At 37.3% G+C, this 12,627-nt stretch carries 15 protein-coding genes, 1 riboswitch and 1 other annotated feature; of the genes, 10 read left to right on the top strand and 5 right to left on the bottom strand.

Annotation, left to right across the window (positions count from 1 at the left end; all coding sequences use genetic code 11):
* Positions 1–173: 173 nt before the first annotated feature.
* Positions 174–1,151: a diacylglycerol/lipid kinase family protein gene (locus IGI47_RS12755; RefSeq protein WP_438784380.1), complete on the bottom strand. Its 978-nt coding sequence runs from the start codon at positions 1,149–1,151 to the stop codon at positions 174–176.
* 572 nt (positions 1,152–1,723) lie between these two features.
* A riboswitch (PreQ1 riboswitch) is annotated at positions 1,724–1,770 on the top strand.
* A 14-nt stretch (positions 1,771–1,784) separates the two neighbouring features.
* On the opposite strand from IGI47_RS12755, the gene IGI47_RS12750 reads away from it, so the two are divergent.
* Complete coding sequence (locus IGI47_RS12750) at positions 1,785–2,288, top strand: QueT transporter family protein (protein WP_311931268.1); 504 nt, start codon at positions 1,785–1,787, stop codon at positions 2,286–2,288.
* Between the two features lie 106 nt (positions 2,289–2,394).
* Here the strand turns inward: IGI47_RS12750 and cbpA are convergent, their stop codons facing one another.
* Positions 2,395–3,036, bottom strand: a complete 642-nt coding sequence (gene cbpA / locus IGI47_RS12745; RefSeq protein WP_311931217.1) for a cyclic di-AMP binding protein CbpA — start codon at positions 3,034–3,036, stop codon at positions 2,395–2,397.
* A 159-nt stretch (positions 3,037–3,195) separates the two neighbouring features.
* Between cbpA and rpmG the strand changes: the two genes are divergently transcribed.
* From rpmG to IGI47_RS12720, 5 genes are all read left to right on the top strand, one after another.
* Positions 3,196–3,348 (top strand): 50S ribosomal protein L33, encoded by a 153-nt coding sequence (rpmG, locus tag IGI47_RS12740; protein WP_005878997.1) that lies wholly within the window; start codon positions 3,196–3,198, stop codon positions 3,346–3,348.
* 18 nt (positions 3,349–3,366) lie between these two features.
* Entirely contained in the window at positions 3,367–3,537 is a 171-nt protein-coding gene (secE, locus tag IGI47_RS12735; RefSeq protein ID WP_005878996.1) for a preprotein translocase subunit SecE, read from the top strand.
* A gap of 100 nt (positions 3,538–3,637) precedes the next feature.
* Positions 3,638–4,183 carry a transcription termination/antitermination protein NusG gene (gene nusG, locus IGI47_RS12730; protein WP_005878994.1) on the top strand — a complete coding sequence of 182 codons (546 nt, stop codon included), beginning with the start codon at positions 3,638–3,640 and terminating at the stop codon, positions 4,181–4,183.
* 116 nt (positions 4,184–4,299) lie between these two features.
* On the top strand, positions 4,300–5,181 hold the full coding sequence (locus IGI47_RS12725; RefSeq protein WP_311931216.1) for an alpha/beta fold hydrolase: 882 nt from the start codon (positions 4,300–4,302) through the stop codon (positions 5,179–5,181).
* Between the two features lie 485 nt (positions 5,182–5,666).
* Positions 5,667–6,767 carry a lactate oxidase gene (locus tag IGI47_RS12720; protein ID WP_438784379.1) on the top strand — a complete coding sequence of 367 codons (1,101 nt, stop codon included), beginning with the start codon at positions 5,667–5,669 and terminating at the stop codon, positions 6,765–6,767.
* A gap of 232 nt (positions 6,768–6,999) precedes the next feature.
* On the opposite strand, the gene sdaAA is transcribed toward IGI47_RS12720, so the two are convergent.
* A complete protein-coding gene (gene sdaAA / locus IGI47_RS12715) occupies positions 7,000–7,863 on the bottom strand; it encodes an L-serine ammonia-lyase, iron-sulfur-dependent, subunit alpha (protein ID WP_311931214.1) in 864 nt (287 codons plus the stop codon).
* A 13-nt stretch (positions 7,864–7,876) separates the two neighbouring features.
* Entirely contained in the window at positions 7,877–8,545 is a 669-nt protein-coding gene (sdaAB, locus tag IGI47_RS12710) for an L-serine ammonia-lyase, iron-sulfur-dependent subunit beta (RefSeq protein ID WP_005878986.1), read from the bottom strand.
* A gap of 315 nt (positions 8,546–8,860) precedes the next feature.
* Between sdaAB and rplK the strand changes: the two genes are divergently transcribed.
* The 4 genes from rplK (at position 8,861) to rplL (ending at position 11,384) form a co-directional block, all read left to right on the top strand.
* On the top strand, positions 8,861–9,283 hold the full coding sequence (gene rplK / locus IGI47_RS12705) for a 50S ribosomal protein L11 (protein ID WP_005878984.1): 423 nt from the start codon (positions 8,861–8,863) through the stop codon (positions 9,281–9,283).
* Positions 9,284–9,386: 103 nt separating this feature from the next.
* Positions 9,387–10,076 carry a 50S ribosomal protein L1 gene (gene rplA / locus IGI47_RS12700; protein ID WP_005878981.1) on the top strand — a complete coding sequence of 230 codons (690 nt, stop codon included), beginning with the start codon at positions 9,387–9,389 and terminating at the stop codon, positions 10,074–10,076.
* A 78-nt stretch (positions 10,077–10,154) separates the two neighbouring features.
* Positions 10,155–10,281 (top strand) — a sequence feature (ribosomal protein L10 leader region).
* Between the two features lie 178 nt (positions 10,282–10,459).
* Positions 10,460–10,963 carry a 50S ribosomal protein L10 gene (rplJ, locus tag IGI47_RS12695; RefSeq protein ID WP_005878979.1) on the top strand — a complete coding sequence of 168 codons (504 nt, stop codon included), beginning with the start codon at positions 10,460–10,462 and terminating at the stop codon, positions 10,961–10,963.
* 52 nt (positions 10,964–11,015) lie between these two features.
* The gene (gene rplL, locus IGI47_RS12690) at positions 11,016–11,384 is read left to right on the top strand and encodes a 50S ribosomal protein L7/L12 (protein ID WP_081134063.1); all 369 of its coding nucleotides are present in this window, start codon (positions 11,016–11,018) and stop codon (positions 11,382–11,384) included.
* A gap of 90 nt (positions 11,385–11,474) precedes the next feature.
* Here rplL and IGI47_RS12685 read toward each other — a convergent pair whose 3' ends face one another.
* On the bottom strand, positions 11,475–12,620 hold the full coding sequence (locus IGI47_RS12685) for a tyrosine-type recombinase/integrase (protein WP_438784378.1): 1,146 nt from the start codon (positions 12,618–12,620) through the stop codon (positions 11,475–11,477).
* Positions 12,621–12,627: the final 7 nt, after the last annotated feature.

Genomic DNA, 12,627 nt, shown 5'->3' with positions numbered 1-12,627 from the left:
TGTTTTTGTCGACTAAATTTTACCAAATGTGAGTCTCTTTTTGGATTGAAACAAAGAAAAAAGTGTTGGTAGAAAATCGATTTCGATTTCCACCAACACAAAATATTATAGAACCTTTTCTTTTTAAGAAGGACTATTATCCCACGTTCTTTGCCCTTATAATTATATACTTATTAAAGCGCTAAATTACACCAAAATAGTTGTTTTTTTGTGGACAAATGTAGATCGAATGGTTGCTTTTCAGTGTCTTCACCATCTTCTTGACCATATTGTGATGTAGTCGAAACAATACGCAATTTACTAGTGGTAAAGTGGTGGAAATTTTTAGAATTGAGTTGCTTTTTTTGTGTCAGTAGAAGAGCAATCCACAGGATCTTGAATAGATTGATCCGCTCCACGACAACAAAATCAATCGTTTGTTTTGCAATATCAGCGGTGGGAGCGATGGCTACACCGCCTCCAAAGTATGGGTGATTCGTTGCTGTACATAAAAAAGCTTTTTCAAAACTGACCTGTTTTCCACTAGTTTCTACTAAAATAGGGAATCCTCTTTGAACAAAGAAAACACGCAAAATCGAAAAAATATAAGAAAGCGATCCTAATTTATACTTATTCAATTGTGTTTTCGCATTCGAATGATTTGTCGCATGTACAATTGCGGCATCCAAACCAATCCCAAAATTATTTACGACAACTCCTTGTTTATCGCTGATTTTTTCTTCATAGCTTAATAGATTGATTTCCTGAGGTTCAGTTGTAGCAAGCACATTTTCTAATGCTTTTACAGCATCCCTTGATAATCCGATACCTCTAGCAAAATCATTACCAGAACCGGCAGGGATATATGCAACAGGAAAATTAACTTTCAGTTGATGAAAAGAATTCAATACTTGGTGCAGTGTTCCATCACCGCCGACAATTACAAGTAGAGGAAAAGGAGCTTCTTGCTCACGGGTTTCTTCAGTCCATTCTTTCAGCGTATCTTCTGCTAATTCCTCAGCGATTTGAGCATCATGGCCTTTCCACTTACTATAATAAACAGAATAGGTCAAATTCTTTTCAGCAAATAGCGGGATGATCTTGTCCGCTACCTTTTTACCAGAGCCGCTTCCAGCCGCTTGGTTGATCAATAAATAATAATGAAACTTCATTTTTGCCTCCTGCGAAACATTTCAGAAGTTGAGCTGGCTATAGACTCAATCATAAAATCAGAGAACTTCTCAATTTTTCGCTTAACGCTCCAATGGTTAGCGACTGAAATATTCATTGTTGAATATCAAAATTTATTTTAAAAAGAGAAAAAACAAATCATATGTTTTTATTCTTGGTTATTATAGCAGAGGAGTGCAGAAATGAAAAAGAAGAGATTTCAAAAAAATAAAAAAATCTAGCAAGCGCTCGATCCGTTCGTTTGAAACGGAGAAGAAATCTAAGGTTCGATATGTCCACTTAGTTCTTCAGCTGCTTGCTAGATCTTGTTCAGGTAAGAGGTTATTCAAACTCCCACTTCCTTTTTTCTTTTTTAGATACACAACAATTCTTTTCTTGCAGAACCTGCTTCGTCTGCGCTACTGGGAATCCTTATGCCTCTTACACCTATTTTATAGCATAATTTCTTTGTTTTGACAAACGTTTACATTCACTCTTTAGATACTGTTTCAATTCAAAGAATTCTATGGTTTTAAATCTATAGATTGTCTGTTATAATGATTCTTTGTTTAAGATAACCGCGGTTCATCAACCATCCCGCGTTAAAAAAACTAGGAGAAATGAGGACTTATATTATGCAAAAGACACAGGAACAAAAACGACTAATGGTCGTCGTAGTGAATGGGATCATCATGGCTTTATATTTAGCGTTAACGATTTTAGTTGCACCAGTATCATCTGGACCGATCCAATTTCGAATCTCTGAAAGTTTGAATCATTTAGTGGTTTTTAATCGTAAATTACTCTGGGGTGTACTAGGAGGAGTCATCATTTATAACGCATTCTTTGGCTTTGGAATACTAGATGTTATTTTCGGTGGCGGACAAACATTGATTTCTTTAGGCTTAACAGCTATATTACAAAATAAAATCAAAAATGTAAAAGTACGGTTAGCGCTGAATACGCTCTTCTTTACGATCAGTATGGGATTGATTGCGTACATGTTAGTACCAACAGGCGGAAAGGCCTTTTGGATGACTTATGGTACATTAGCAGCAAGCGAGTGTATCATCATGGCTGTGTCAGCACCATTGATGTATTATTTAGACCGAGCATTAGATTTTAAAAATCGCGTATAGGAAGAGCGAGTTGAAAATAGTTTATATAAAGATAGAGGCTAGGAATCAATTTTTGATTGATTCCTAGCCTCTAATTCTGTTTGGCTAATTATCTGTTCATGAAAGCTTATTCTGCGTTTTGTAGATTTTCGATCTCAATTACTTTATAGTTTTTCTTTTCAAGCTGGTTAACAATCGTTTCACATACTTTTTCGTCTGTGTCAGCAGGCAAAGTGATCAGTGTACGACGGATGAATTCATCCTTTTCGATATCGAGTGTAATACAGCTGGCAATACTGCTGTATTTAGAGATGATTTTTGAAATCGTTGCTAAATCGCCTTGTTTACCAGTAGACGCAATCGTTAACACGTAGCTACCTTGTTCGACACTCCATGATTGTGAGAGCATATTCAACAAAGTACTATGTGTCAAAATTCCATAGAAGTGATTTTCATTGTCAAGTACGGCGATGTAAGGTAGCTCTTTGATCGTGAAAAATACTTTAAAGAAAGATGTGTCTAAATAGATGAATTTTGTGGCATTCTTCAATAGATGTGTAACTGGTAGTGTCATATCCCCGCCGTTAGCTTTATGACGATAGATGTGCATCTTATAAATATTTCCACGGAAAATATTTCCAGAAGCATCTAAGATCGGCACACAGCGATAGCCAGAACTTTCTAAAATCTCTAATGCTTCTTCTAAAGTGCTGGTCTCAGTAATAGTTGTTAAATCTTTTTTCTTATATACAAGTGTTTTTAATAGCATAATTTTACCTCCATATATCTCATTTTTACTTCATTTCAAATTAATCATATCATAATTAATTGCAAAACAATAGACCGTTTAAATGCGAATTGACAGAAAAACTTTTCCATGATACTGTAAAAGTGTATAGTTTTGATTTTCAGTAAGGGGGGACAACGAATGGCAAAGAAAAAAGCAGCATTAGCTTGTTCCGTTTGCGGTTCTAGAAACTACACTAAATCAATCAGTGAAGGAAAAAGCGGCGAACGTTTGGAAATCAATAAATTTTGTAAATATTGTAATCAATACACATTACATAAAGAAACAAAATAGAACACAGGAGGATAAAGGATGAAGTTTCTAAAAAGTGTCAAAGCAGAAATGAAACAAGTAACATGGCCATCTCGTAAGCAATTACGTAAAGATACATTGGTAGTTATCGAAACCTCGATTATTTTTGGTGTGATGTTTTTCGTTATGGATACAGCAATCCAAAGTTTATTTGCTTTCTTATTAAAATAAGGCGCTAGTAAAAATCGTGAAATAGTGCTATAATCAGGTTGAAGGAAAAACTTCGGGCAACTGGGGTTTTTTTATTTTACAATGAAATGAGGAGCCCTTAATGGAATCTTTTGAAAAAAATTGGTATGTATTGCATACATACTCAGGATATGAAAACAAAGTAAAAGCAAACATCGAATCTCGTGCGCAAAGTATGAAAATGGCTGACTTTATTTTCCGTGTAGTTGTTCCAGAAGAAACTGAAACAGAAGTAAAGAACGGTAAAGAAAAAGAGATCGTTCATAAAACATTCCCAGGTTATGTATTAGTAGAAATGATCATGTCGGATGCTTCTTGGTATGTCGTTCGTAATACACCGGGTGTAACTGGATTTGTTGGTTCTCATGGTGCAGGAAGCAAACCAGCGCCACTATTGCCAGAAGAAGTGAACCATATCTTGCGTTCAATCGGTATGAGCTTACGCCAAAATGATTTAGAAATCGAAGTAGGCGAAGTAGTCAAGATCATCGAAGGTGCTTTTGCTGGACTAGAAGGTCAAGTAACAGAAGTAGATGAAGAAAAAGAAAAATTAAAAGTGAATATCGATATGTTTGGTCGTGAAACAAGTACAGAACTTGATTTTGATCAAGTAGACAAAATCGATTAATACGTTGCTAAAAGTGTTTTAAAAAAAGCATATCGCCGGAGCAACAAGTAAGACGGAAAGATTGTTACTCAACTCTTTTCGTCTTTTTTTGTTATTCATCAGTAGGAGGACAGATCATGACAAAATGGCGTAAATTTATAATGACCAGTTTTTTGATTGGATTAGGGATAGTTTTGCTGGCTGGCTGTCAGTCTAAAGCAACCAATGAGCCAACCACTGGAACAAAGAAGGCAGAAACGACACAAACAACAGAAGAAAAAATTGAAAAAACGACTACACCTACGCTGTTTCTCCATGGCTATAGTGGAACCGTCAACTCCTTTAAAGGAATGATCCAGCGATTAGAAGATAGCACACAAAAAGAGTTGACATTGACGGTTGATGTCAATGGTCAAGTACAGGCTGATGGAGAATTAACAAAGAAAGCGGACAATCCGATCGTCCAAGTATTATTTGCAGATAATAAAAACAATGAATGGAATCAAACTGAATGGATCAAAGCGTGTCTAATATATCTACAATCTACCTATGGCATCGATAAAGTGAATATCGTTGGCCACTCGATGGGAGGAGTCAGCGGGCTGCGTTATCTTGCTACTTATGGTCAAGATAAATCGTTACCACAAGTCCAAAAGTTTGTTGCATTAGGGGCGCCATTTAATGAATTTGAAGAAAACAGTACCCAAAGCTTAAATGATATGCTGAAAAATGGCCCAGTTGTGACAACTAGTCGGTACCAAGATTACCAACAACTGATAGGCAACGTTCCTACAACTACCCAATTCTTGCTAGTTGGTGGACAATTGAGTGAAACGGATGCTAGTGATGGCACTGTTCCATTGAGTAGTGCCTTGGCAGTGTATGCTTTACTCAAGCAAAATGGAAATCCAGTTGAGGAAAAAGTCGTCGAAGGAGAAAATGCTGCACACAGTATGCTTCATGAAAACCAGGAAGTTGATAGGCTGGTCCAACAATTTGTTTGGAACCTGAATGAATAGAATCGAATAACATTCGAAAAAAGCACTGCTACTTGCTATATAACTGGATTCTTTTGTTTAAAAGAGTGTAACGCAAGTGAAACGAGCATAACATTTATTTTTGTTTGTTTCTTGCATGTGGGACAAATCTAAAAATCAGTTTTGCTACAGACTCTCGAATAAACGGCATCCAAAAGTCAGGTTTTTCGGAAATTTCAAAAAAACGAGCGTGGGACAAAAGTAAGAAACACTTTTGTCTCATTCTTTAAAAACGGATAAACGGTGGGAGCAGAAGTAACTCCTTCTTAAATAAGCCGAAATTCACAACGATTTGAAAAGCAATTTTCGTTCATTTCTTCTTATTTCTCGGAGTTGAACACTTCTGTCCCAGCCTCCTTGTGAGTGACACTTTTTTATTTTAAACTCAGACCGAGTATAAACGTTTACTTACTTTTAGTAAGAGTTATATGATGAGTTTGTACTAAAAAAGAAAGAGGGATTTAGTTATGGCTTATCAGGCAAGTACAGAAGAACATTCAATTGATATCGTAAATATCGCTTCACTTGAAGGAAAAGTAAAAGAGCGCATGGAAACTGGCGCATTTGGGTATATCCGTGGCGGTTCAGAAGATGAATGGACGATGAAAGAAAATACGACATCATTCAATACGAAAAAAATCATGCCTCGAGTGTTGAGAGGAATCGATTCGGCTGATTTAAGTACAGCGATTTTTGGTATTGATTTGAAGACGCCGATCATTCAAGCACCATCTGCTGCGCAAGGCCTAGCACACGAAAAAGGAGAGGCGAATACAGCGAAAGGTGTTGCTGCGGCTGGTTCGATCTTTTCTATCAGCACGTACGCCAATACAACTATTCAAGATGCAGCAGCGGCAGCGCCTGATGCGCCACAATTTTTCCAATTATATATGAGTAAAGATGACGGCTTTAATGAATTCATCTTGAACAAAGCAGTTGAAGCTGGTGCAAAGGCAATTATCTTAACCGCTGATTCGACATTAGGTGGGTATCGAGAAGAAGATATCATCAATCATTTCCAATTTCCATTACCAATGCCTAACCTTGCAGCGTATAGTGAACAGAGCGCAAGTGGAAATGGTGAAGGAAAAGGGATCTCTGAAATCTATGCAGCGGCTAAGCAAGGATTGACACCAGAAGATATCAAAAAAATCAAAGATTTAACGAATCTACCTGTGATCGTAAAGGGTATCCAATCACCAGAAGATGCCGAAGTAGCAATTTCTGCCGGTGCAGATGGCATTTGGGTTTCGAATCATGGAGGACGTCAACTTGATGGTGGCCCCGCTTCTTTTGAAGTTCTACCTAAAGTAGCAGAAGTTGTCAATAAACGTGTACCTGTTATCTTTGATTCAGGCGTACGCCGTGGAGAACATGTCTTCAAAGCTCTAGCGAGTGGGGCGGATCTAGTTGCCATCGGTCGTCCAGTCATCTATGGCTTGAATCTAGGTGGCGCACAAGGTGTTACTTCTGTATTTGATCATTTGAATAAAGAGTTATCAATTACTATGCAGTTGGCTGGTACTAGAACAGTGAACGAAATTAAAAACACTAAGTTGCTAGATTAAAAGAAGTCAAAAAAATAGCGCGTATCGACAGAGCCGTCGATACGCGCTATTTTTTTGAGGGAACATCTAGTACACCACTAACGACAAAACAGGTAAAACTAGTCGTTTTTTTTTTGAAATTACCGAAAAAACTACTTTTGAACGACGGTTATTCGAGAGTCTGTAGCAAACCTGATTTTTAGATTTGTCCCACATTCGTTTTCCACCTCTAATAAAAGAACATTTCCACGTTTTATTTTAAAATCTCTTTTGTTAGTCGTTTAGCAGTTGGAGTTGCTGCTAGGCCACCTTCTGCTGTTTCTTTGAAGATAGAGGGCATTTGTCTTCCCACTTGATACATCGCAGCGACAACTTCGTCAGGTGGAATGACACTTTCGATACCGGCTAACGCCATGTCGGCAGAAATGAAAGCTTGAGAAGAACCAAGCGCATTTCTTTTGACACAGGGAACTTCAACGAGCCCTGCGACAGGGTCACAGATCAGCCCCATCATATTTTTTAAAGTAATTGCAACGGCTTGAGCGGCTTGATGTGGCGTACCATTTTTGGCACATACTAATGCAGCAGCTGCCATGGCACTGGCTGAACCAACTTCTGCTTGGCAACCACCTTCTGCACCACTGATCGAAGCATTATTTGCCATGACTAGGCCGAATGCCCCAGCAGTAAAGAGAAATTCTAACTGTTGTTCATGACTTAATTCCAAGCGCTCACGGATGGACATCAATACACCAGGTACGACTCCAGCACTGCCGGCAGTAGGTGTTGCGCAGATTAAGCCCATTTTGGCATTAACCTCGTTCACAGCAATCGCATTACGAACGGCAGTTAGGATCGTTTCACCGCTAAGAAAATCAGCTTCCTTTAAATAATCGTCTAGTTTTTTTGCATCGCCACCTGTAATGCCAGTTACAGATGTTACACCTGCTTTTCCTTCAGCAATGGATCGTTCCATCACACTTAGATTTTTTTCCATGATCGCGATGATCTGTTCGCGTGAACGTCCGCTCATTTCCATTTCAACAGCAATCATTAATTCAGCGACACTGGAGTAGTCGTTTGCTTGCTGTACGAGTTCTTCAATAGAGAAAAACATTTTTCTTCCTCCTTTAATCGAAATAATTGACACTATCGATGTTTGGCAATTGATTTAATTTTTTAACAGTGTCATCTACTTGCGGGTCATCGACTTCGATGATCATGATCGCATTTTCGCCTTTAGATTCACGAGTAACCGTCATAGTTCCGATATTTGTATTCGTTTCAGAAAGGATGTTTGTGACTTTGGCGATCATTCCCGGCACATCTCGATGGACGATGATCAGGGTAGGGGTACCCATGCTTAATGAGATCTTGAACCCATTCAATTCAGATATCTGAATATTTCCGCCACCGATCGAGATCCCAGTTACGGAAAGTTTGCGAGTTCCTTTTCTTAACAACATTTTTACAGAGTTGGGATGTTCCGCTTTTTCTGCTTTTGGAACGAATAATACTTCCATGCCTGCTTCATAAGCTAATTTCAGTGAATCTGCTAAATGTTCATCATCTGGTTCCATTCCTAATAAGCCGCCGACTAAAGCAATATCGGTACCATGTCCTCGATAAGTCTTAGCAAAAGATTCATAAAGATAAATATCGACAGAATCTGGTTGTTCGCCAAAAATACTACGGACGATTTTACCGATTCGAGCAGCACCAGCGGTATGAGAACTACTAGGACCAATCATGACAGGACCGATAATATCGAAAACACTGCGGTATTTTAATTCTTTCATTTCTTCACCTCGTTAAAATTTACAGATATATAGCTGGCGCATGTCAGCATTTCTTCTTGGCGCTAGTTTAGCACAAATGGTAAACAAATAGGGAAGGTTCTTCACGTTTTAAGGAGAAAATTATCGATTTCTTCCATAGAATGTAAATTTATAGGAAAAAAATCTTGAAAAAAAGAATATATTTGCTATACTGTATCAGTGTGCATTGTCGTGCGCACTATTTTGTCTGATAATCAGATGATTATGAGAGAAAACGTGGGAGGAGAAATATGCATCTCCAATTAACCACATCACGGACTTAAGGAGGTATGTCTCGTGGCAAAGAAAGTAGAAAAAATCGTTAAATTGCAAATTCCTGCAGGTAAAGCAACTCCAGCTCCACCAGTAGGTCCTGCACTAGGTCAAGCGGGTGTCAATATCATGGGATTCACAAAAGAATTCAATGCTCGTACAGCTGATCAAGCAGGATTGATTATTCCGGTTGTTATTTCTGTATACGAAGACCGTTCATTCACATTCGTTACAAAAACACCACCAGCTGCAGTATTGTTGAAAAAAGCAGCGAATATTGAAAAAGGTTCAGGCGAACCAAACAAAAACAAAGTTGCTAAAGTTTCTAGCGATCAAATCAAAGAAATCGCTGAATTAAAAATGGAAGACCTAAACGCAGCGAACGTTGAAGCAGCAATGCGCATGGTTGAAGGAACTGCACGAAGCATGGGGATCACTGTAGAATAATCTCTACACCCTAAGAAAGTAGCTTCTCAGTTGGCTCTGTATTGAAAGATATAGAACACGTGGGAGGTACAACCGTTATAACCACAATCAAGGAGGAACCAAAATGGCTAAAAAGAGCAAAAAAATGCAAGATGCATTAAAAAAAGTTGATTCAAGTAAAGTTTATCCTGTTGCTGAAGCAGTAGCATTAGCAAAAGAAACAAACATTGCAAAATTCGACGCTACAGTTGAAGTTGCATACCGTTTGAACGTAGACCCTAAAAAAGCAGACCAACAAATTCGTGGTGCAGTAGTATTACCTAACGGAACTGGTAAAACACAAACTGTTTTAGTATTTGCTAAAGGTGATAAAGCAAAAGAAGCTGAAGCAGCTGGTGCAGACTTCGTAGGTGACGACGACATGGTTCAAAAAATCCAAAATGGATGGTTTGACTTTGACGTAGTTGTTGCTACACCTGACATGATGGCTACTGTTGGTCGTTTAGGACGTGTTTTAGGACCTAAAGGCTTAATGCCAAACCCTAAAACTGGTACTGTAACTATGGATGTTACAAAAGCAGTGAACGAAGTAAAAGCAGGTAAAGTAACTTACCGTGTGGACAAAGCTGGAAACGTGCATGTTCCAATCGGTAAAGTATCATTTGATAACGAAAAACTTGTTGAAAACTTTACAACAATCCATGATGTATTAGTGAAAGCTAAACCATCAGCAGCTAAAGGTCAATACATGAAAAATATCACTGTTACAACAACATTTGGACCTGGTATCCATGTAGACCAAGCTTCTTTCTAATTTAAATTAGAACGTTGATTGATCCAACTGAAAAAATAATTCTTGACTCAACTAGTTTAGCATGCTAAGCTAGTTGAGGTTAATAATTAACTTGTACCGAAGACAGTAGGTGGCATTCGCCTTAATTTCCTACCGAGGACGTTTATTGAATACTTTCAATAGTCCCTCTATGTCTGCGGTGGCATAGAGTTTTTTTTTGTGAATCACTAAGAACGAAGTGAATAGATGATGAACAATACTTGGCGAACAGAGTGAGCGAAGTCTCCTCTCAGGCGAGGCATGTTGAATCACTAAGAACGAAGTGGATCATTGATACACAATACTTGGTGAATAACTAAGTGTAAAGAACTCTTCCATCAAAATTCAGGAGGTGAAACTCAAAAATGAGTGAAGCAATTATCGCAAAAAAAGCAGCAATCGTTGATGAAGTAAGTGAAAAATTTACAGCAGCAGCATCTGTAGTCGTTGTTGACTACCGTGGTCTAACTGTTGATGAAGTGACTCGTTTACGTAAACAACTTCGTGATGCAAACGTAGAAATGAAAGTTATCAAAAACTCAATTCTTTCTCGTGCTGCAAAAAAAGCTGGATTAGAAGGCTTGGACGAAGTATTCACTGGCCCTACAGCCGTTGCATTTAGTAACGAAGATGTAGTTGCACCAGCGAAAATCATGGACGAATTTGCTAAAGAAGCAAAAGCATTAGAAATCAAAGGCGGTATCATCGAAGGTAAAGTATCTTCATTGGAAGAAATCACAGCATTGGCAAAATTGCCAAACCGCGAAGGACTTCTATCTATGTTGCTATCTGTACTACAAGCGCCAGTCCGCAACGTGGCTTACGCTGTCAAAGCAGTGGCAGAAAAAGAAGATGGAGATGCAGCTTAATTGCCGCATAGCATAAACAAAAATATTAACATCTAAAACGGAGGAAATTATAATGGCATTGAACATTGAAAACATCGTTGCTGAGTTAAAAGAAGCAACTATCCTAGAACTTAACGACCTAGTTAAAGCTATTGAAGAAGAATTTGGCGTATCTGCTGCTGCTCCTGTAGCTGCAGTTGCTGCTGGTGGCGCTGCTGCTGCTGAAGAACAAACAGAATTCACTGTTGAATTAACAGCAACTGGCGACCAAAAAGTTAAAGTTATCAAAGCAGTTCGTGAAGCAACTGGCTTAGGCTTGAAAGAAGCTAAAGCTGTAGTTGATGGAGCTCCTGCACCAGTTAAAGAAGGCGTGTCAAAAGACGAAGCTGAAGAATTAAAAGCTAAACTTGAAGAAGTTGGCGCAACTGTAACAGTTAAATAATTTTTTGAAATTAATAGGCATTGGAATCCTTGATATCATAGGATTTCAGTGCTTTTTTATTTTTTTTGACCATACTTTTGACCATGCTTTTTAAAAATTTAAATAAGCTGCAAACTTATCAGCGGATCTTTCTTTTTGTTTTTTAGTTACATGAGCGTAAATGTTCATTGTTGTATGAATATCTGAATGTCCTAGTCTTTCTTGTACTTCTTTGATAGACAAACCAGCTTCAAATAATAAGCTACAATGAGTGTGGCGGAAACCATGTATGGTGATATCATTGAAATTATATTCTTTGCATATTCTAGTTAAGATGGTATTAGGTCTAGTTATATCAAGATAATTATTGTTTTTAGAAGAAAAAATTATTTGATTATTTGTTTTAATATGATGACCATAGGCAAGTAAATAACGTTTTTGCTGATTTTTCCATGATTTCAAAATATTTAATGTTTCGTCATCTAACGAAATTTTTCTAATAGATGTGTTTGTTTTTGGTGGAGTAGATATTAATTTGTTATCTGAGTTTTTTGATACAGTTTTATTGATTTCAATAGTTTTATTAAAAAAATCTACATCGTCCCAAGTTAATGCTAAAGCTTCTCCTTTTCGCATGCCAGTGAAAGCCAGAACTCTGAATAGAGGATAAGTTAGGGGAAATTTATCCTTTTGACAGCATTCAAGAAAAACTTGTAATTCTTCTTTTTCAAAATATTTTAATTTATTCTTTTTTTGTTTATGTTCTCCTTTTGAAAAAGTTACTTCTTTCATAGGATTTTCTTTAATTAAGTTTAACTTTTTCGCATAATCAAAAACTGCAGATGTATAATATTTTAATGCCTTATAGGTAGAATATTCTTCTTTCCATTTGTTGATAGCTTCTTGACAGTAAGCTATGTTATAGCTTTGTATTTTTTTATTTCCAAAAAAAGTCGAAATATTTTTATCAAACAAAAACTTAACACGTAAGTAAGTACTTTCTCTGACTGTTGGTTTATATTGTTCAATCCACATATCTTTTACTTGTGTAAAAGTGTAGTTATTATCTTTTACTAGTTTTTTATCTGTAGCTAAAACTTCTAGTCTAGCTAGTGCGATTTTCGCTTCTTTTTGTGTTTTGAATCCTCTTTTAGTTGTATATCTCTTTTTTCCAGTTAATGGATCGATACCAAGATATGTTTTGAAGTACCATGCTTTTTCGCCATTTTTCTTTTTATATTGTTTTATCATTGCCATCAATATT

This window comes from Enterococcus sp. AZ191, assembly GCF_051713845.1.
GTDB lineage: Bacteria > Bacillota > Bacilli > Lactobacillales > Enterococcaceae > Enterococcus_B > Enterococcus_B durans.
The sequence above is the reverse complement of the archived record's forward strand: the minus strand, read 5'-3'. Positions and strand labels throughout refer to the sequence as shown.

What these genes read in the sequence shown, in the direction of transcription:
- IGI47_RS12725 (WP_311931216.1), top strand. Translation starts at nt 4,300, where the DNA reads ATGACAAAATGGCGTAAATTTATAATGACCAGTTTTTTGATTGGATTA.
- secE (WP_005878996.1), top strand. Translation starts at nt 3,367, where the DNA reads ATGAAGTTTCTAAAAAGTGTCAAAGCAGAAATGAAACAAGTAACATGG.
- sdaAA (WP_311931214.1), bottom strand. Translation starts at nt 7,863, where the DNA reads ATGTTTTTCTCTATTGAAGAACTCGTACAGCAAGCAAACGACTACTCC.
- IGI47_RS12750 (WP_311931268.1), top strand. Translation starts at nt 1,785, where the DNA reads ATGCAAAAGACACAGGAACAAAAACGACTAATGGTCGTCGTAGTGAAT.
- nusG (WP_005878994.1), top strand. Translation starts at nt 3,638, where the DNA reads ATGGAATCTTTTGAAAAAAATTGGTATGTATTGCATACATACTCAGGA.
- rplJ (WP_005878979.1), top strand. Translation starts at nt 10,460, where the DNA reads ATGAGTGAAGCAATTATCGCAAAAAAAGCAGCAATCGTTGATGAAGTA.
- cbpA (WP_311931217.1), bottom strand. Translation starts at nt 3,036, where the DNA reads ATGCTATTAAAAACACTTGTATATAAGAAAAAAGATTTAACAACTATT.
- rplA (WP_005878981.1), top strand. Translation starts at nt 9,387, where the DNA reads ATGGCTAAAAAGAGCAAAAAAATGCAAGATGCATTAAAAAAAGTTGAT.
- IGI47_RS12755 (WP_438784380.1), bottom strand. Translation starts at nt 1,151, where the DNA reads ATGAAGTTTCATTATTATTTATTGATCAACCAAGCGGCTGGAAGCGGC.
- rpmG (WP_005878997.1), top strand. Translation starts at nt 3,196, where the DNA reads ATGGCAAAGAAAAAAGCAGCATTAGCTTGTTCCGTTTGCGGTTCTAGA.
- IGI47_RS12720 (WP_438784379.1), top strand. Translation starts at nt 5,667, where the DNA reads ATGGCTTATCAGGCAAGTACAGAAGAACATTCAATTGATATCGTAAAT.
- sdaAB (WP_005878986.1), bottom strand. Translation starts at nt 8,545, where the DNA reads ATGAAAGAATTAAAATACCGCAGTGTTTTCGATATTATCGGTCCTGTC.
- IGI47_RS12685 (WP_438784378.1), bottom strand. Translation starts at nt 12,620, where the DNA reads ATGGCAATGATAAAACAATATAAAAAGAAAAATGGCGAAAAAGCATGG.
- rplL (WP_081134063.1), top strand. Translation starts at nt 11,016, where the DNA reads ATGGCATTGAACATTGAAAACATCGTTGCTGAGTTAAAAGAAGCAACT.